Source organism: Chania multitudinisentens RB-25 (assembly GCF_000520015.2).
In the GTDB taxonomy this organism is placed as follows: Bacteria; Pseudomonadota; Gammaproteobacteria; order Enterobacterales; family Enterobacteriaceae; genus Chania; species Chania multitudinisentens.
The window spans coordinates 401570-416669 of sequence record NZ_CP007044.2 but is presented as its reverse complement, the minus strand read 5'-3'; the positions used below and the strand labels follow the sequence as shown (position 1 = coordinate 416669).

The 15100-nt window shown below is 49.9% G+C and carries 21 protein-coding genes; 20 read left to right on the top strand and 1 reads right to left on the bottom strand.

Features of this window, described 5'->3' with window-relative positions:
* Positions 1-24 precede the first annotated feature (24 nt).
* Genes Z042_RS01820 through Z042_RS01800 form a run of 5 tightly spaced genes read left to right on the top strand, consistent with a single transcriptional unit; the run spans position 25 to position 4689 of the window.
* A complete protein-coding gene (locus Z042_RS01820; protein ID WP_024910528.1) occupies positions 25-432 on the top strand; it encodes a TIGR03757 family integrating conjugative element protein in 408 nt (135 codons plus the stop codon).
* Positions 429-1373 carry a TIGR03756 family integrating conjugative element protein gene (locus tag Z042_RS01815; RefSeq protein ID WP_037405671.1) on the top strand — a complete coding sequence of 315 codons (945 nt, stop codon included), beginning with the start codon at positions 429-431 and terminating at the stop codon, positions 1371-1373. Before Z042_RS01820 ends, Z042_RS01815 begins: the two co-directional genes overlap by 4 nt.
* A gap of 15 nt (positions 1374-1388) precedes the next feature.
* Positions 1389-2813 (top strand): integrating conjugative element protein, encoded by a 1425-nt coding sequence (locus Z042_RS01810; protein WP_024910530.1) that lies wholly within the window; start codon positions 1389-1391, stop codon positions 2811-2813.
* 2 nt (positions 2814-2815) lie between these two features.
* Entirely contained in the window at positions 2816-3184 is a 369-nt protein-coding gene (locus Z042_RS01805; protein WP_051506676.1) for a hypothetical protein, read from the top strand.
* Complete coding sequence (locus Z042_RS01800) at positions 3184-4689, top strand: conjugal transfer protein TraG N-terminal domain-containing protein (protein WP_024910532.1); 1506 nt, start codon at positions 3184-3186, stop codon at positions 4687-4689. Before Z042_RS01805 ends, Z042_RS01800 begins: the two co-directional genes overlap by 1 nt.
* Positions 4690-4730: 41 nt before the next feature.
* On the opposite strand, the gene Z042_RS01795 is transcribed toward Z042_RS01800, so the two are convergent.
* Complete coding sequence (locus tag Z042_RS01795; RefSeq protein ID WP_024910533.1) at positions 4731-4994, bottom strand: DUF3742 family protein; 264 nt, start codon at positions 4992-4994, stop codon at positions 4731-4733.
* Between the two features lie 247 nt (positions 4995-5241).
* Between Z042_RS01795 and parM the strand changes: the two genes are divergently transcribed.
* The 15 genes from parM (at position 5242) to Z042_RS01730 (ending at position 14611) form a co-directional block, all read left to right on the top strand.
* A complete protein-coding gene (gene parM / locus Z042_RS01790) occupies positions 5242-6201 on the top strand; it encodes a plasmid segregation protein ParM domain-containing protein (RefSeq protein WP_024910534.1) in 960 nt (319 codons plus the stop codon).
* Entirely contained in the window at positions 6198-6578 is a 381-nt protein-coding gene (locus tag Z042_RS01785; protein WP_037405674.1) for a plasmid partitioning/stability family protein, read from the top strand. Before parM ends, Z042_RS01785 begins: the two co-directional genes overlap by 4 nt.
* A 1171-nt stretch (positions 6579-7749) precedes the next feature.
* On the top strand, positions 7750-8655 hold the full coding sequence (locus tag Z042_RS01780) for an integrase domain-containing protein (protein WP_024910536.1): 906 nt from the start codon (positions 7750-7752) through the stop codon (positions 8653-8655).
* Positions 8656-8722: 67 nt separating this feature from the next.
* Positions 8723-8962 carry a hypothetical protein gene (locus Z042_RS01775; RefSeq protein ID WP_024910537.1) on the top strand — a complete coding sequence of 80 codons (240 nt, stop codon included), beginning with the start codon at positions 8723-8725 and terminating at the stop codon, positions 8960-8962.
* A gap of 320 nt (positions 8963-9282) precedes the next feature.
* The gene (locus Z042_RS25810; protein WP_154666862.1) at positions 9283-9612 is read left to right on the top strand and encodes a hypothetical protein; all 330 of its coding nucleotides are present in this window, start codon (positions 9283-9285) and stop codon (positions 9610-9612) included.
* A 9-nt stretch (positions 9613-9621) separates the two neighbouring features.
* Positions 9622-9798, top strand: coding sequence for a hypothetical protein (locus tag Z042_RS25805; RefSeq protein ID WP_154666861.1), 177 nt, complete (start codon positions 9622-9624; stop codon positions 9796-9798).
* A gap of 88 nt (positions 9799-9886) precedes the next feature.
* Positions 9887-10195 carry a hypothetical protein gene (locus Z042_RS01770; protein WP_024910538.1) on the top strand — a complete coding sequence of 103 codons (309 nt, stop codon included), beginning with the start codon at positions 9887-9889 and terminating at the stop codon, positions 10193-10195.
* A 17-nt stretch (positions 10196-10212) separates the two neighbouring features.
* Positions 10213-10497: a hypothetical protein gene (locus Z042_RS01765; RefSeq protein ID WP_024910539.1), complete on the top strand. Its 285-nt coding sequence runs from the start codon at positions 10213-10215 to the stop codon at positions 10495-10497.
* Positions 10498-10576: 79 nt separating this feature from the next.
* Positions 10577-11068, top strand: a complete 492-nt coding sequence (radC, locus tag Z042_RS01760; RefSeq protein ID WP_081758393.1) for a RadC family protein — start codon at positions 10577-10579, stop codon at positions 11066-11068.
* A gap of 74 nt (positions 11069-11142) precedes the next feature.
* On the top strand, positions 11143-11595 hold the full coding sequence (locus Z042_RS01755) for an antirestriction protein (protein ID WP_024910541.1): 453 nt from the start codon (positions 11143-11145) through the stop codon (positions 11593-11595).
* A gap of 328 nt (positions 11596-11923) precedes the next feature.
* A complete protein-coding gene (locus Z042_RS01750) occupies positions 11924-12265 on the top strand; it encodes a hypothetical protein (RefSeq protein WP_024910542.1) in 342 nt (113 codons plus the stop codon).
* Positions 12265-12744 (top strand): hypothetical protein, encoded by a 480-nt coding sequence (locus Z042_RS01745; protein WP_037405677.1) that lies wholly within the window; start codon positions 12265-12267, stop codon positions 12742-12744. The genes Z042_RS01750 and Z042_RS01745 overlap by 1 nt, the downstream gene beginning before the upstream one ends.
* Before the next feature lie 97 nt (positions 12745-12841).
* Complete coding sequence (locus Z042_RS01740; RefSeq protein ID WP_024910544.1) at positions 12842-13840, top strand: ArdC family protein; 999 nt, start codon at positions 12842-12844, stop codon at positions 13838-13840.
* 22 nt (positions 13841-13862) lie between these two features.
* The gene (locus tag Z042_RS01735; protein WP_024910545.1) at positions 13863-14171 is read left to right on the top strand and encodes a TA system toxin CbtA family protein; all 309 of its coding nucleotides are present in this window, start codon (positions 13863-13865) and stop codon (positions 14169-14171) included.
* A 149-nt stretch (positions 14172-14320) separates the two neighbouring features.
* Positions 14321-14611: a hypothetical protein gene (locus Z042_RS01730; protein WP_024910546.1), complete on the top strand. Its 291-nt coding sequence runs from the start codon at positions 14321-14323 to the stop codon at positions 14609-14611.
* Positions 14612-15100: the final 489 nt, after the last annotated feature.

Below are 15100 nucleotides of genomic sequence, written 5' to 3'. Positions count from 1 at the left end.
TTTTATCCCACAGGAGTGAATGTGATGAAAAGACGAAACAGGGTGTTCCTGTTGGCCATCGGTTTTGTTGCCGTATCGGCACAGGCTGCGACCGTGGTGTACACCGACAGTCAGCATCCCCCGACCGGATTAGGCACCGGGCATCAGGTGGTTTACCTGGATGCCCCGGAGGTAGTCCAGCTCGAGGTGTTTGGTGAGTTATCGGCTGACCCGCGTCAGGCCGAGCAGCAGGCTAAAGCGATGCTGCAGTCCCCGGACTGGCAGCAGAAAGAGCAGAAGATAGTACAAGCTTACCAGGGGGTTATTCAGGCCTACGGTCTCGGGCTGAAAAAATACCCTGCCGTGGTGTTTGATGACCACTATGTGGTTTACGGCACCGCTGACGTTGCCCTGGCTGAAGCGAAACGGGCTGAGTACAAGGGGGCGCAATGAATATCCCCCTGCACCGCCATCGTCTGGCCACCGTATTGCTGTTGTGCAGTGCGGCACAACCGTTTACAGCCAGTGCCATCAACTCGGCACAAATCATTGCCAGTGCACTCTCTCCTACCTGTCTGGAATACCGCATTGCTGGTATCTGTTACTGGCTGTATTGCGGCTGGGGTGGGTGCAGTATTCGTACATCGGTCAAAGTGAAACACTATATCCCCAATGCTGTGGTTTCCAGCTATGCCCAGACCGGGGACAATCCCTGGTCTGAAGTGGCGATGCTGGGCACCGGCATTCCGGGCGTTGCGGAAGGTGGCGGGAATAACGAACAGAAGCGGGGGCTGCGCAAAGATAACCTGCGCTACAAGAATGCCGATGCCATTGGGCATCCGGCGCTGACCTCGCAGGTATTCAACCGATTTCTGGGGTCAATGGGTTATACCTGCCCTGGTTCGGCCAAGGCGTTGGTGCCGTATTTTCTCAGTACGCTGGATGCATTGGCCTGGCGTACGGGTATCCCGGAAACCCTTTACCCTGAAGCGCTGACCCCCGGTCTGCGTGAAGTGGGTGCAACAGGGGATATGTGGGGCAATGTGTACCCCCGTGGCGGGTTTGTGACGCAAGTGGATGACTATAAGACGGCTGCCGTGGTGGCTCAACGCGCTGCCGACATTATCACCCGTACCGGCCAGGTGCATGTCTATACCCCGATGACGGCCAGTAAGCGCGAAGGCTACTGGCCCCCGGAGCCGGTGACTGAAAACACTGGCACCAAGAACCACAAGTGGCAGCGTCTGGCTCCTTCAATATCTTCCTCCTGTGCAGTATTCCCAGACAGTAGCAACCCGATAGCAACCGATGGTGCTTACGCCTGGGCACTGTGGCAACCCTATTCCTGCTGCCAGAAGCGTGGGCAGACGTTCCTCTACAGCACTGATTTTTAATTCAAGGGAGTGTAAATGATGGTATTCAAGACATTTTTAAAAGTGGGGGTGCTCTCTGGTGCGGCCCTGCTGATACTGAATCAACCGGCGTTGGCAGCGTTCAATCTCAGCGCGGAGGAGGCGAATGCCGGTTATGGCAAGGCAATGAAAGGGGCGGTGAATGACAACCTGTTCTATTCCATCGGCGGTGGCACGGTGATATCCCAACCGCCGAGCAGTAATAACATGGAGAAAATCGGTCTGGGGATCGGTTGGAACAACGACCTGATGTGCGGCAATTTTGATCTGAGTACCACGGTCAAGAATCAGCTTAACGGTGCAACCGATGGATTCAAAAGCATGATGAGCGATGTGATTAACGGTGCGACCGGCGCGGTGGCCAGCCTGCCTGCGATGATTATCCAGCGGGCGAACCCAGGATTGTATGAACTGCTAACCAATGGAGTACTGCAGGCCAATGTCGCGTTCGACAAGGCCCAGCTTAACTGTCAGACGATGTCGAAGAAGATGGGTGATTATGTTCTTTCCAACAAATGGACGCAGGCCGCAATCACTGAGGAGTATCAGAATATTGTCTCCAGTACTTCTGACGCTGTCCTTGCCAGCAACCAGCAACAGAAATCGACAGGGAAAGAAGGCGTGAAGTGGGTCGGTGGCCAGAAGCGTGGTGGAAGTGGACAGGCCGCGATTAAACCTACACATGACCTGGCAAAAGCAGGTTACAACATTCTGAATAATCAATCTGTCACCAGTAACACTGCGGTGAGTTCATCTGCGTGTAACGGTTCATTGTGTCAAAAGTATAAGACCAGTACGGAAGCGGCAGAGGCGGTTGTCAAGGTCTTGGGTGATCGTGCTATTCGTACCTGCGCCCAGGGAACTGACTGTGGGAGTGGTGGACTTGAAAATGAACCGGGTACTGTTACACCAGGGGAAGGTTTCTCTCCCATGCTGGAAAAATCCACCCAGGAGAATCTGGAGATCCTGGTCAAACTGGTAAACGGTAACCTGGCACCGAATGCCACCAATCTGGCGACGTTGAAAACCGGCGATCTGGCCGTGACGCGTGGGGTGATTCAGGCACTGAAAGATGATCCAGACAACGGGGCGTTGGTACAACGCCTGGCCGGGGAACTGGCGATGGCCGATACCATTACGACTGCGTTAGGTATGCGCCGTATGTTGGTTGTCGGACAATCAGAGCCTAATGCAGCAGAACAAGCGTTAGCGATGGAGGAATCTGATCGCCGCTTAGAGTTTTTGGACCGGGAAATCCTGGCGCTGAAAAACGAGATGGAGATACGTAAGTCTATCAGCAATAACTCCATTCTGGTGGCCATTACCCGCCAGGAAGCGCGTGAAGTGGATAACAGTCTGCGTCAGGACAACCAGCAAAACGACCGTGCTATCCAGGGGCTGAGTCAGCCCACGGGAGAATGATCATGACGATTGAACGCCTTTCTAAAGATGAAAATCACTCCAATCGCATAAGGGTTCGCCGGTGGCGTAAAGTCGCCACCATGATGTTTTGGATGGTAGGGATATTGCTGTTGGGGGGAGTTGCTACTGCACTCGGGGTGTATCTGGCCGGAAATGAACGGGTGTTGATGGACTGGTTGCAGCGGGCGCGAGTACCGTTGTTGATGTGGCGCTTAACGCTGTATGGCATTGTGGCCGCTATGTGGCTGCACCGTGTCCGGGCTGTGTTTTTGCGCCAGGCTCCCTCGCGGGGTGTGGTTTATCGCATTGAAGTGATGATGGTATGCCTGGCCTTACTGATTGAATTCACAAGTTACCGTTGGGGGATGTGATGACAACAGACAGTTATCTGGAGTTTTTCTTGGTGTTTCTGGGGTGGCTGATTAACAACGCCCTGTGGGCCATCATCACGACCACGGGCCTGTTTGCGCTGCCGCTGATGTTGAAAGTCGTTGGTGTCTGGCTGAAGGTCCGCACGGAAGGGGATGACGAGGGGAACAAAGGGGCACTGGCGTTACCGCGTATCGAGCAGGTGCTGTATGTGGCGTTCGTGGTGCTTCTGTTTTGCGCGGTGCCGTCTCAGGAAGTGGATCTGACGGTGATGAAGTTTGACCAAACCCGTTCCCGGCAATGTGGCACTAATGTGCCCAAGCCTGACGAATCAGGGTACGGAGGATTATTGACCGACTTCAATGGTCAGGTGGCTAAAGTGCCCCTCTGGTGGTATTTGGTCCACAATCTGTCGAAGGGGGTGACACACGCAGCAATTGCTTCCATTCCCTGTGGCATGGAACTGCGGCAACTGCGTTTTGAAGTTCAGCATACGCAACTTATCGACCCGGTCCTCCGGCAGGAAGTACAGGAATTCGCCAGCCAGTGTTATTCAAAAGCGTACTTCAAGCTGAAGTCTACCAATAGCCAATTGACGGATGCCACCATCAATTCGGTGGGTTGGATAGGTTCAAACTATTTCCTCAATACTGCCGGGTACTATGACTATTACACATCAACGTCGCCCCGTTCGCAGTGGCCGTACAGTGAGAGTCGAGATAGCGGTTATCCCGATGTTGGTCGTGGTGGCTATCCGAGTTGCAAGACTTGGTGGAGTTCGGCGGGGAGTGGCCTCAAGAGTCGGCTGTCGGCAGCCTATGCTCCCAAGTTAGTCAACAGGATGAAAGCCAGGGACCCAGCAAACTGGGAAGAAAACCTGCTTCGCTGGCTGGTCAGCCCACAAAACACTCTGATGTCTGGGGGGCATGAAACCTATATGGCAGGGAGCCAGCGGGGAACGGGGATCGCACTTGATACTACCTTCAAGCAAATGATCAGTGGTCTGGGGGCTTTTTCGGCTCAGGCCACCCAGTTACCGGCATTCGATGCATTGCGCCAGGCGTTGCCGATGGTGCATGGCATCCTGATGATGGCGATAGTGATCTGTATTCCGCTGGTGATGTTGTTTGGTGCCTATGACCCCAAGGTTGTGGTGACGTTGACTTTTGCCTTGTTCGCTCTGACGTTCGTGACGTTCTGGTGGGAACTGGGAAGCTGGTTGGACGACCGCTTGATCGAGATCGTTTATACCGGTGCAAACGGCTATTACAACTGGTTCAGTAATGTTGGGGCCGAAGGCTGGATCATGAACTTGGTGCTGGGGTCGATGTTTGTGGTGCTGCCAGCGCTCTGGTTTGGAGCTGTAGGTTGGAGTGGTGTACAAATAGGAAGCATGGTTTCTAAATCTATCAGTGATGCGAGTGCTGGGTCTCAAAAAGCTGGTGCAGAGGGCACGAAAGTAGCAGCCAAAGCGGCTAAAACCGTAGCAACTAAGGGCAAAATGTAGACGTAGACATAGTTATGATTGAGACTAATTTATGGTTAGTCTCAATCATCATCCTTATCTAGCCGAAAACCACCCTCGTAATATCCTGGGCCATCTTGCCCATTTCTAAATCCATCATCGTCATCCCAAGTTATCTTTGAGGACATCTCTGACGTTGAAGTATTGACACTGGATGCGAAGATAAGAACAAAAACAGAAAACACCATCTTTACGGCCTCAACCAACCCCTTGGCAATCACACCCCAGATATCATCCTGCGTATTTTGCGCTTTGTTAGACATACTTCCTCCCTTGTTCTTCATCATGACATGGCTACCTTACGGCAGCGGTGGTGCAAAAACAATCTGTTTACTGCATCAGAGATAACGCATTATGAGTCAAATCATGACGCACTTTGAGTCATGGCTGAGAATGGGGAGACATATAAATTATAAATTTCTCAATTTGAGTTAAAAATAGACGCATTTAGCGATTTACCAGAAGGTGTGTGTGTTTTCTGGCGCTCATGTTGTCTCAATATGAGCATGATCACGACGCATTTAGAGGCATTGTATGCTTAACATATCTTGTGATGATGGTTCGACCTTTGTAAAACTGGCCTGGATGGAACAGGGCGAGATAATGACACACTTGTCGGGTAACAGCTTCAAGGAGGGCTGGAGTCCCGCTATCCTGGGGGCTGTGCGCGTATTCAACTATACTGTTGACGGGAAAAAGTATTCACATGACCTGGGCAGCACGGCAGCGATTGGCACCACCCATGTCAGTTACCAGTACAGCACGGCCAACCTGTTGGCCATCCACCATACACTGCTGACATCCGGTTTATCACCCCAGGAAATCATATTGACGGTCACCCTGCCGGTGACGGAGTTCTTCGATGCGGATAATCAGCCGAATGAGATGAATATTGAAGCGAAGAAAAAAAATGTTCTTCGGGAAATAACGTTAAACAAAGGCGAAGTCTTTAAAATAAAAGCAGTCAACGTGATGCCTGAATCATTACCTGCGGCGTTGTCCGCCATTATTGCCGACGATGTAAAACCATTGGAGCGTAGCCTTATTATTGATTTGGGAGGAACAACACTGGATTGCGGTATTATTCAAGGGGCCTTTGACAGTATTACCCAGATTAAAGGGAATGCTGAAATAGGTACATCAAGAATGACGCGGGCCGTTATGAATGCGTTAATCACGGCATCGACGCCAAGTAGTTATTATGTGGCGGGTGAAATTATCAGAAATTGCTCTGATAATGCGTATTTAAAAACGCTGATTAATGATGTTGAGCAAATAGAAAATATTCAATCCATAATAAAAATGGAGTCTGCTTCTTTGGCGGATAGTGTGAAAAATGAAATTGAATCTTTTAATGGTATGCAGCGTATTTATCTCACAGGAGGTGGGGCGGAGATTATCTACCCTTATATTCGTGAGCATTTCTCTCATCACAAAGTGTGTAAAATAAACGAACCACAACTTGCTCTGGTTAAAGCAATGGTCAAAGCATGAGTAAATACAGTAAGCGAAAAAAGATTATTGCTTATCTGCACCCGGAAATATATCTCCAGGACCAATTAACCCAACACTATGTTGAGTGTTTACCTGTGCAGGTTCGTGGTGAATTTTACCGACAGTCTATTATTTGTGGAGCAGCGTTATCCTCTGTAGATCCTCGGCTGGTGAATTTGATTAGCAGTTTTTTTAATGGAAGCATTACAGCAGAGAATATCATCAAACTGATTGAGCAGGCGATGGGCTGTTCGCCAGGAGCAACGGAAGAGCGTGTTATTTCTTACGTGGCTTCGGTGAGTGAGAACAAAATAAAACCAGGAATGGAAACAACGGAGAAAAAAGCGATTAAGAATCTGTCAATGCTGAAAAAATAAATGGAGTTATGCACATATCCACGGTCAGAAAAGCCAGTGCAGCCGGGGGCCACCCAGCACCCCGGCAAACGGGAGCGGTCTGTGAGCGGAGCAAGCGAACAGACTCTGGCGGTGGGTATGTGTAGAACTCGGGCTCCTCTGCTGCATATGTCACGGCTTTTTGTTTCTGTTGAAGGTTTCCACACTCTCCTCTATGATGCCCCTGTTTCACCGTTGTCTCTGACAACAGCCAATGCTTCAGCGTAAAAGGAATGCGCAGGTGATTTGAGAGAAGCGCCCTCGGGTGATCACAAACCAAAGTCATAAGGAAAGAAGCGTGGTCTGAGACTGACGCTTTCGAGCGACCACAGCCAATGCGACCATAACCTGAAAGGACGCGCTTTCGAGCGGTAACCCCCCTGAACCTTTGAGAGAGGGGATCACAACAGTGATGAAGGTACACTTATCCCTCAACGAATGACGTTTTCTGATCAGGAAAGCGTATCTTTCAATGCTGTATTTTTTGGAATGACGTCCAGCAATCCCGGCAACATTTGCGGCGTTTTGCTATGCCAATTGGAACATTTGGCATCTGCAGAAGCAGCATTTGGCGCGGGAGTTGCGCAGCGCGTCACTTGTGTAATTGCGAAGCATATACCAAGTGACGCGCGAAGCGCATAACGGATGAACCCACGTAATACGGGCTTTCACAACGTCTGCTACCCTCTGACCGACACGTAGTACCCTGGCCGAACCACGGGCTACGCAACGTTCAGTGAGCTAGACAGACATTTTTTAAACCAACGCGTCATAAAAACGGGAGTGCCCTATGAAGACGCTTATTCATGAAATGAAGGAGAAAAATCGACTCGGTAACGATGGCAACGTCAGTCAACGCTGACGGATGGAGGTGACCTGACAACGGTCAGGAACCGGCGTAAGCCGCAAGCAGCTCAGTGAGCTGTGGATACCTCACAAGAACTCAACATTTTGCCACCCCGATGCACAGTCACCAGTCGAGCCGCAGGAAGCGCAATCTAAACCGTGCCATCGGGGCCAGGATGTATCACCGTCGTACTGGACGTCGTCCAGACGTTATGGCGTACATCAAAAATGCAGTTCGATGTATCTTTCATCTCTCGGGATGAAAGTGGCAGTGTCGTGCGTTTTTGAAGACGAAAGGGGAGCAGCGATGTCAAGAGCCAATAAGCAATTAAGTAAACAATTAATCACCTTAGCCCGAAAGTCAGGGGGGAGTTTTAAAACTGTCTCGGACCGCGCCAGAATAGCATCTCGATTGGCGGAGAGTATGCTGAAGTTAAATATTCAGATCCGCGACGTGAGCAATATTAAAACTAACCACGTCGAGTTGTATATTAAGAGTCGCCAGTCTGAAAATATATCAAAACGGACGATGCAGAATGAAATGGCCGCTATCCGGGCGATATTTACCACGGCAGGCAGGACGAAACTCGCCGATCCGAACCATGAGCGATTAAGTAATTCAGCGCTCGGCTTATCCGGGGCCAGTCGTGACGGTTCTAAAGTCGCTATTTCGGACGAGCGCTATCACGCAGCGCTCGTCCATATACGTGAAAAAGACGAAGGTGTAGCAACAGCAATGCAACTGGCTCGTTATTTAGGGTTGCGGACGGAAGAAGCGATTCAGTCTGCTAAATCATTAAAAACCTGGCGGCAGGCATTAAATAAAGGGGATGAGCGTATACGGATTGTATTCGGAACAAAAGGTGGGCGTCCAAGAGACACGACAATCGTAGAACGAGATAAAGTTATTCGTGCAGTGAATGATGCGATAAAATATGCCGATAAACATAATGGGCGATTAGTCGATAAACCAAGTCTCCATTCGGCTATTGATCGGTATCGGAATACACTAAAAGATGCAGGACTCACCGGGAAGGAATCCCCTCACAGTTTGCGTTATGCCTATTCCCGAGAGGCGACGGAATATCATATGGAGAAAGGGTTAAGCAGAAAAGAGGCGGAGGCTATGGTCTCAATGGATTTGGGGCACGGGGATGGTCGTGGGCACTATGTTTCCAGAGTTTATAACAGAGTTGGTAATGATGAGTTTTGAGTACTTGAACTAAGAATGTTTTTTGATACTATAATTTATAGTATTGAATTTACTTAGGAAGATAGTAATGACAGATAAATTTGAAATTGGCGATTATTGTATACATACAAGCAAGTGGGGTAAAACAGGTTGTATCGTGGCAGGTTATTATGAAGGGGCAATAATAATCAAAAAACTGGGCAGTGGTTTTGTCGGTGTACCTGCTAAGTCGCTTACTAAATGCACCGAGGCTGAAGCAAAGCGGTTAGCACAAGCTAAATTTCAATTAGCTGTTTATCATAGGGAACATAATTCAGTGAACGGATAGTGATTTTTTAGAAATGGCTTGTTGAGTCCGTTTTATTTATGTACAGTTTGTTTGCTAACCCGTTGTCTCAGACAACAGCCAAAGTCCCTGTGATTTGAGAGGGACGCCTTCGGGCAATCACAAGCCAATGCGACCATGACCTGAGAGGACGCGCTTTCGAGCGGTAACCCCCCTGAACCTTTGAGAGAGGGGATCGCAGTTTTGCGATGAAGGTACACTTATCTCACATGCCTTGATTGGCATCCAATCTGATTGACTCACCCTAGAGGGAACATGCTTCCCTTCAGGGCAGTGGTGTTCCCTTTTTTATGGAGAACATCATGAAGACTTTTACCCAGCGTCATTCTGCTTCCTTAACTCGTGGGGTTTTTCCCCTGTTTGATTTGCTTTTTCCTGAACGGAAGGAAGCACTTCGAGGTGACTGGACAGCGAATAAAACCGGACGTGTCAGCTACCGTGCCGAGGTCTTTCCGCTTGAGGGAGGAGCTTGGGGTATGGCGATACTGTGCCGTACCGGTTGGCATTCTGGCGAGTATACCTACGAGTGGTGTCGTGTGGGTCTGAATGCAGGGCCCAACCGTGACCAGGTATTTCGTGAGGCCGGCTTGCTGGCTGAACAACTGGCGACACTTCGTTACCGTTATCACTAAGGTGGACAAATGAGTGACATCATGACGTTTACCGGCACATCAGTGCCTTTTACCACAGAGCAACTGCAGGAAGCGTTCCAGCAGACTCTGGCATCACAGTTTGGTTTGGAATGTGAGGTGTTGATACATGACATCGCTCCTGGTGACTGGAGTGATGACGTAACGTTACAGATCATACCAACTTAAACTCCAGGTAATTAACTATCACTTACCCATAGGGGATTTATTCCCGTATGGGGGTAGATCCTCTGGTTCAACAAAAGAGGATTATTCTATGATTACTCAGACCATTAATTGCGTTTTGCTTGTCACTGCTGACAGTAATGAATGGCATTACATGTGGGCAGAATTAGCAAAACGTGCACAAAACCGTGAACTACCGGAGCCTACTGTTGCGGAGCATTTTGGCGAAGTGTGGCAGTACATGGAGACGCAGGAGGTTAGCTCGTTGTGGTCAGGAAAACGCCTATTCCATTGTTTTAGGCATAGGCTACATCCTGTCAAAGGGGCTAACTACCGGATCAAGATCCCGGCAAGCCGGAATCTTGAATCTGGTGAATTGCAGCCTGCTTTTCAACGGTAAAGTTTAACGGGTGACTTATGACAAAATTTGTTCTTGTAGCAGAATATCGGAACGCCACAGATCGACTGTTTACCCTGGCACATGCACATTTCTGTGCATGTGTGGGGAATGATGAACGACGTTCATGGCTGGGTTGTGCGCTACGTCATCTTGCAGAACTGGAGAATCTGGGCTGCAAGCGGGCGAATGAGCGCGATCGGCGCTGCTTTACCCGTGCTTGCCAGCTTTTGCGTGAACGTATCGCAATGGTTAGTCCACTCGGTGAAGTGCTGTTACCGAACTCGGTAGCTGCAGTGCGCTAATGCGATATCGTCTGCATTTTATGACTAGGATCATGATTTTCACCTGATCGGGCTGACCTCTACCCGACAGGGCGGGTGTATGCCGATCTCTCTGGAGTACACCATGCACTATGAGTCTCATGAGCAACATATCATCACCCAGGCCATTGGTTTGTTGGAACGAGAGCTGCAGGTCCGCACGGTGGTGTTAACGAAACCCGATGCGGTTCGCAGCTATCTGCGCCTGCAACTGGAACGGCAGGATCGCGAGTTATTTATGGTGATGTACCTGGATAGCCAACACCGGTTGATCGCGTGTGAAACGCCCTTTACCGGTACATTGGCCTCGGTCAATGTTTATCCTAGGGAAATCGTCAAGCAGGCTTTGGCCTACAATGCCGCTGCAGTGATCCTGGCGCACAACCATCCTTCGGGCCTGGCTGAACCCAGCCAGGCTGACAGATACGTGACGGATAGGTTGAACGCTGCACTGGCATTAATTGACGTGTGTGTGCTGGATCATATTGTGCTCGGTCATGGCGAGGCTGTTTCGTTTGCCGAGCGTGGTTGGCTCAATACGTCCATTATATAACCTGATTTTACTCAATCCTTTGCGGGACGTGTCCCCAAAGGACAGGTCCTGCTCTTTTTTGGAGAAGACCTGAAATGACACAAACGACAAAAGCAGAAACGCCGGTCGTCACGGCGGAGATCACAGAGTGGATAACCAGTTACTACAGCCTGGTTTCGGTACTCGTCCAGCAAGGTTTTTCCCAGGACAGTGCCAATCTTCATGTGATTAAGTTTACTGAGATGTGCTACGCCTATTCCCGTCGATTCAGTCAGGATTATGGCGGTGATTTTTGGCATTGGTACACCCAATCCGACAGCGGGTTCTTTATCTGTCCGCAGACCGAGAAAACCTATCGGATTGAAGTTAACTCAAACTATTACAAAGGTGAGATGAGCGCCCAGGCGTTAGGGATGACGGTGTCATTATATGCCCTGTGCGTCCTGGCGGAATCTGGCCATGATTTTTTCATCGAGAGCTACCATCGACTGCGTGATTTTGCGGTACGGCATCCTGAATGGGCTGCTATTCGCGGAGCGATTGACTGATGGCCGCTATCTTAACTGTGGCTGAAGCTATTCAAAAACTTCAACAACTATGCGGATCAGGACGAAGTGATCCTGCTGGATCTGTGGTACGCCGAAGATGTTCAGTCTCAAGACGAGACGGCGACCCCTGGCGAAGCCATAGCAGCCCTTGAACAGGCTGTTCATGACTTCGATGCCAACAGGGGGATTTGCTGGTTAACGTTGGAGGCTGCATTGGAGGTTGTTCGAACTCAAGGCAGTTAAACCGATGTTTTGATTCTACTCACCCAGTAGGGACTGACCTCCCTACTGGGGGTAAGTCCCTTTTTAAATGATAAAGGAACTTACGATGATGACGACAAACCAGGCCAGTAGCCCTTTTTTTCTCAATGACTTGTGTGAACTGGCAAATATTGAAGGTGATTTGCTGGTGATTGCAGCCTACGAGAAATTGGATATTGGCACCCAGTCGGACGAAGACAATTTTACCAATAATATCTGGGCGGTTGGCCATCTGGCTGAAGCGCTTGCATTGGAATGTGGTGGTGATTCACCTCGCTATACGCATCCTTCTTGCAAGGGTTTATTCGACGATGTTGTTGCTTTGGGCAGAACGATTTGTCCAGGAGCCTGGGACTACTTTTTTGGGGTGGGCCTTGAGGAGGCAGCAGCAGAGGCAGCAGGATGGTGATGAATCGACATCATACGTTCACTCACTATCAGACCGCTTCGCATGAGGCTTGGCGCGAGTTGTGTCGTGCAACAACTCGAGTACATCACCAGGTACGCAACGCGTCGGACTTTCGCTGGTTGGGAAAGCCGCTGGTCGTTTGTGACCACAGTGGCAACCAGCCATTGAGGTATGACGATAGCCTGATTGGTATCGGCGTTATCGCCTTTAACGGTGATTTTAACGCAGGCCTGTCAGGTGACCCGTTCTGCCTGGTGCGTTCATTCGTGCTCGAACGGCAGCAAGTTCAGTGTGATACCGGCCATCACCCCTATGATTTTCTGGTGATGGCGGTCCTGTTGCTGGCCAGCCACTTTTGTTCCGGGTGCTACGGCATTCGTTCGACGGTGGCGTGTGCTGAATGGCAGCAGGTGGCAGATTGGCTCAACACACACCTTGACCTGGCAGTAACACTGCCGTCGGTGCTTAAAACAAACTAACGCTACAGTCAACGAATACGGCTGCAGCATTGACAACCCTTGCGGGGATTTATTCCCGCAAGGGGTAAGTCCCCGTTTTTTATGGCGAGGACTGACCATGACAACGAAACACCCGAAGAAAAAGGCAGCATCACGCTGCCAGGATAAAACGGACCTGTTCCAGGTGGTAACGGATAAAATCATCGCCGCACTGGAAAAGGGGACGACTCCCTGGCGCAAGCCGTGGAAAACCGTTGCCGGTGGCCACGCTGCAGGTATGAGTGGATTACCGGCCAATGCGGTGACGGGGCGAGCCTACAGTGGCATCAACGTGCTGTTGTTGTGGATTGATGCAGCGGACAAGGGGTTTACCTCTCACCGTTGGCTGACGTTCAAACAGGCACTGGATGTCGGCGGTAACGTCCGCAAGGGCGAGAAATCGACGCTGGTGACGCTGTTCAAGCCGTTCGAGAAGAAAGAGACGGACGAGCAGGGCAAGCCGCTGTTTGATGAACAGGGGAATGCCGTGGTGTCCCAGCGGAATTTCATGACCAGTTTTCATCTGTTCAACGTGGAGCAGTGCGAGAATTTACCCGAAAAACTGTTAGTGCCGGTGACCGTGACGGGGGACACAACCGAAGCACCAGAACCGCAGGATATTGAACGTATCCAACGGGCAGAACAGGTCATCGCCTGTTGTGGTGTACCGGTGGTACATCGGCATCAGGACCGGGCGTTTTACAGTCCAGGTGTCGACCGTATCACCATGCCGGAAGCGGTACAGTTCAACCGCCCGGCAGATTACTACAGCACGTTACTGCATGAGCTGGTGCATTCCACCGGGCATATCTCCCGCTTGGCGCGAGAAGGCATTACGTCTTCAACACGCCGGTTTGGCGACCCGGTGTATGCATTTGAAGAACTTGTGGCGGAAATTGGTTCGGCATTTTTGTGCGCCGAACTGGGTATCCAGGGCGATGTTCAGCATGAAAGCTATATCGCTTCCTGGCTGAAGGCACTGAAGGAAGACAAAAGGGTTATCTTCCAGGCAAGCCGTTTTGCCCGAGAGGCCTTTGAGTACCTTATCTTACGTGAACAGGCACTGACAGCCGCCTGAGCCGCTATTGGAGGAAGATACGATGGACATTGCAATTCGCGAATACCAGATGGTAGCGGCCCATTTGCTGAACAAACACTTTGGGCTGATGCTGAACGATACCAACCTGCATGACGATGCCGTTGTGCAGGAATTGATTGAACTTAACGTGCGGGTGTTTGAAGCCATTAACCAACTGGTGGATAAATACCACCTGGACCGGATAGACCAGAACCCTTGGTCGCCACCTAGTCCGTTGTTGACGATGATCAACTATATGGTCGCCATATTTGAGGTTTCACCGGAGAGCATACGGATGGTTCGTATCGGTGACGCTGACCTACCGATGTAATAACCTGCTCAAACTACATCTGGGCAGTATGGCATCATTATTTCATTACCTGGTGACTGAGTGGCAGAAGTTCTGCTGACAGCCACCTTCCCGTGAGGGTATAGCCTTCACGGGATACCCTCTTTTTATTCACGAAAGAGGTATGAGCGATGAAAGCGGCAGTGATTAACACAAGCATTGGGGTAGTACCCATTGTTATACCGAACGACGTCATGGATGGAAATGGTTTTTACGTCAGCTACAACAGTGTTGATTCCCAGATTTACGGTAGTGAGACGACCGCTCTTGTGTTTGGGCAGATGCAACGGTTTTACATTCTGAACGGTGACCATCGAGCGGAGTATTCGTTGTTGATAGATCAAGGTTTCAATGCGTGTCTCAATTATTTCGTTGAAAACCTGGATGTTATAAACAAGTACAGTGAAGCGTTACCGACTTGACTTGAGTAACTTCCAAGTTTGTAGAAGGCGCAGCATTAATTTTTTCACATACAGGGTTAGCCAGTAACCTTTTACTTCACTCCCCAGGGAAACATTTCCCTGGGGGGGATGTTTCCCTTTATTTTCAGGAAGCATCCCTATGGCAAATCACAATCCACATATTGCGGAGTTTATTTCATTATTTAACCAGACGGCCCGTTATCATCACCGCTACGAGGTCTTTCGAGATTTTGTGCAGATGGCCGCGTGTGCTGTTCATAAAAGGAACAATCAGAGATAGCGATTAAGGAAGCTATATATAGCCTTAAACGAATGAAAAAGAAGGTAACGAAGGCAGAGGTGGCCAGAATGACCGGGATCAGCAGAGAGCATATAACCCGATACTATAGCGAGCTATTTTAAGTTTAGTTTACAACTATTTTGTCACTTCTCCGCCTGTTTTAGGGCGGAAATATTCATCCAGTTAACAACTTTATTGTCATTCTCTGA

What these genes read in the sequence shown, in the direction of transcription:
- Z042_RS01820 (WP_024910528.1), top strand. Translation starts at nt 25, where the DNA reads ATGAAAAGACGAAACAGGGTGTTCCTGTTGGCCATCGGTTTTGTTGCC.
- Z042_RS01815 (WP_037405671.1), top strand. Translation starts at nt 429, where the DNA reads ATGAATATCCCCCTGCACCGCCATCGTCTGGCCACCGTATTGCTGTTG.
- Z042_RS01810 (WP_024910530.1), top strand. Translation starts at nt 1,389, where the DNA reads ATGATGGTATTCAAGACATTTTTAAAAGTGGGGGTGCTCTCTGGTGCG.
- Z042_RS01805 (WP_051506676.1), top strand. Translation starts at nt 2,816, where the DNA reads ATGACGATTGAACGCCTTTCTAAAGATGAAAATCACTCCAATCGCATA.
- Z042_RS01800 (WP_024910532.1), top strand. Translation starts at nt 3,184, where the DNA reads ATGACAACAGACAGTTATCTGGAGTTTTTCTTGGTGTTTCTGGGGTGG.
- Z042_RS01795 (WP_024910533.1), bottom strand. Translation starts at nt 4,994, where the DNA reads ATGATGAAGAACAAGGGAGGAAGTATGTCTAACAAAGCGCAAAATACG.
- parM (WP_024910534.1), top strand. Translation starts at nt 5,242, where the DNA reads ATGCTTAACATATCTTGTGATGATGGTTCGACCTTTGTAAAACTGGCC.
- Z042_RS01785 (WP_037405674.1), top strand. Translation starts at nt 6,198, where the DNA reads ATGAGTAAATACAGTAAGCGAAAAAAGATTATTGCTTATCTGCACCCG.
- Z042_RS01780 (WP_024910536.1), top strand. Translation starts at nt 7,750, where the DNA reads ATGTCAAGAGCCAATAAGCAATTAAGTAAACAATTAATCACCTTAGCC.
- Z042_RS01775 (WP_024910537.1), top strand. Translation starts at nt 8,723, where the DNA reads ATGACAGATAAATTTGAAATTGGCGATTATTGTATACATACAAGCAAG.
- Z042_RS25810 (WP_154666862.1), top strand. Translation starts at nt 9,283, where the DNA reads ATGAAGACTTTTACCCAGCGTCATTCTGCTTCCTTAACTCGTGGGGTT.
- Z042_RS25805 (WP_154666861.1), top strand. Translation starts at nt 9,622, where the DNA reads ATGAGTGACATCATGACGTTTACCGGCACATCAGTGCCTTTTACCACA.
- Z042_RS01770 (WP_024910538.1), top strand. Translation starts at nt 9,887, where the DNA reads ATGATTACTCAGACCATTAATTGCGTTTTGCTTGTCACTGCTGACAGT.
- Z042_RS01765 (WP_024910539.1), top strand. Translation starts at nt 10,213, where the DNA reads ATGACAAAATTTGTTCTTGTAGCAGAATATCGGAACGCCACAGATCGA.
- radC (WP_081758393.1), top strand. Translation starts at nt 10,577, where the DNA reads ATGCCGATCTCTCTGGAGTACACCATGCACTATGAGTCTCATGAGCAA.
- Z042_RS01755 (WP_024910541.1), top strand. Translation starts at nt 11,143, where the DNA reads ATGACACAAACGACAAAAGCAGAAACGCCGGTCGTCACGGCGGAGATC.
- Z042_RS01750 (WP_024910542.1), top strand. Translation starts at nt 11,924, where the DNA reads ATGATGACGACAAACCAGGCCAGTAGCCCTTTTTTTCTCAATGACTTG.
- Z042_RS01745 (WP_037405677.1), top strand. Translation starts at nt 12,265, where the DNA reads ATGAATCGACATCATACGTTCACTCACTATCAGACCGCTTCGCATGAG.
- Z042_RS01740 (WP_024910544.1), top strand. Translation starts at nt 12,842, where the DNA reads ATGACAACGAAACACCCGAAGAAAAAGGCAGCATCACGCTGCCAGGAT.
- Z042_RS01735 (WP_024910545.1), top strand. Translation starts at nt 13,863, where the DNA reads ATGGACATTGCAATTCGCGAATACCAGATGGTAGCGGCCCATTTGCTG.
- Z042_RS01730 (WP_024910546.1), top strand. Translation starts at nt 14,321, where the DNA reads ATGAAAGCGGCAGTGATTAACACAAGCATTGGGGTAGTACCCATTGTT.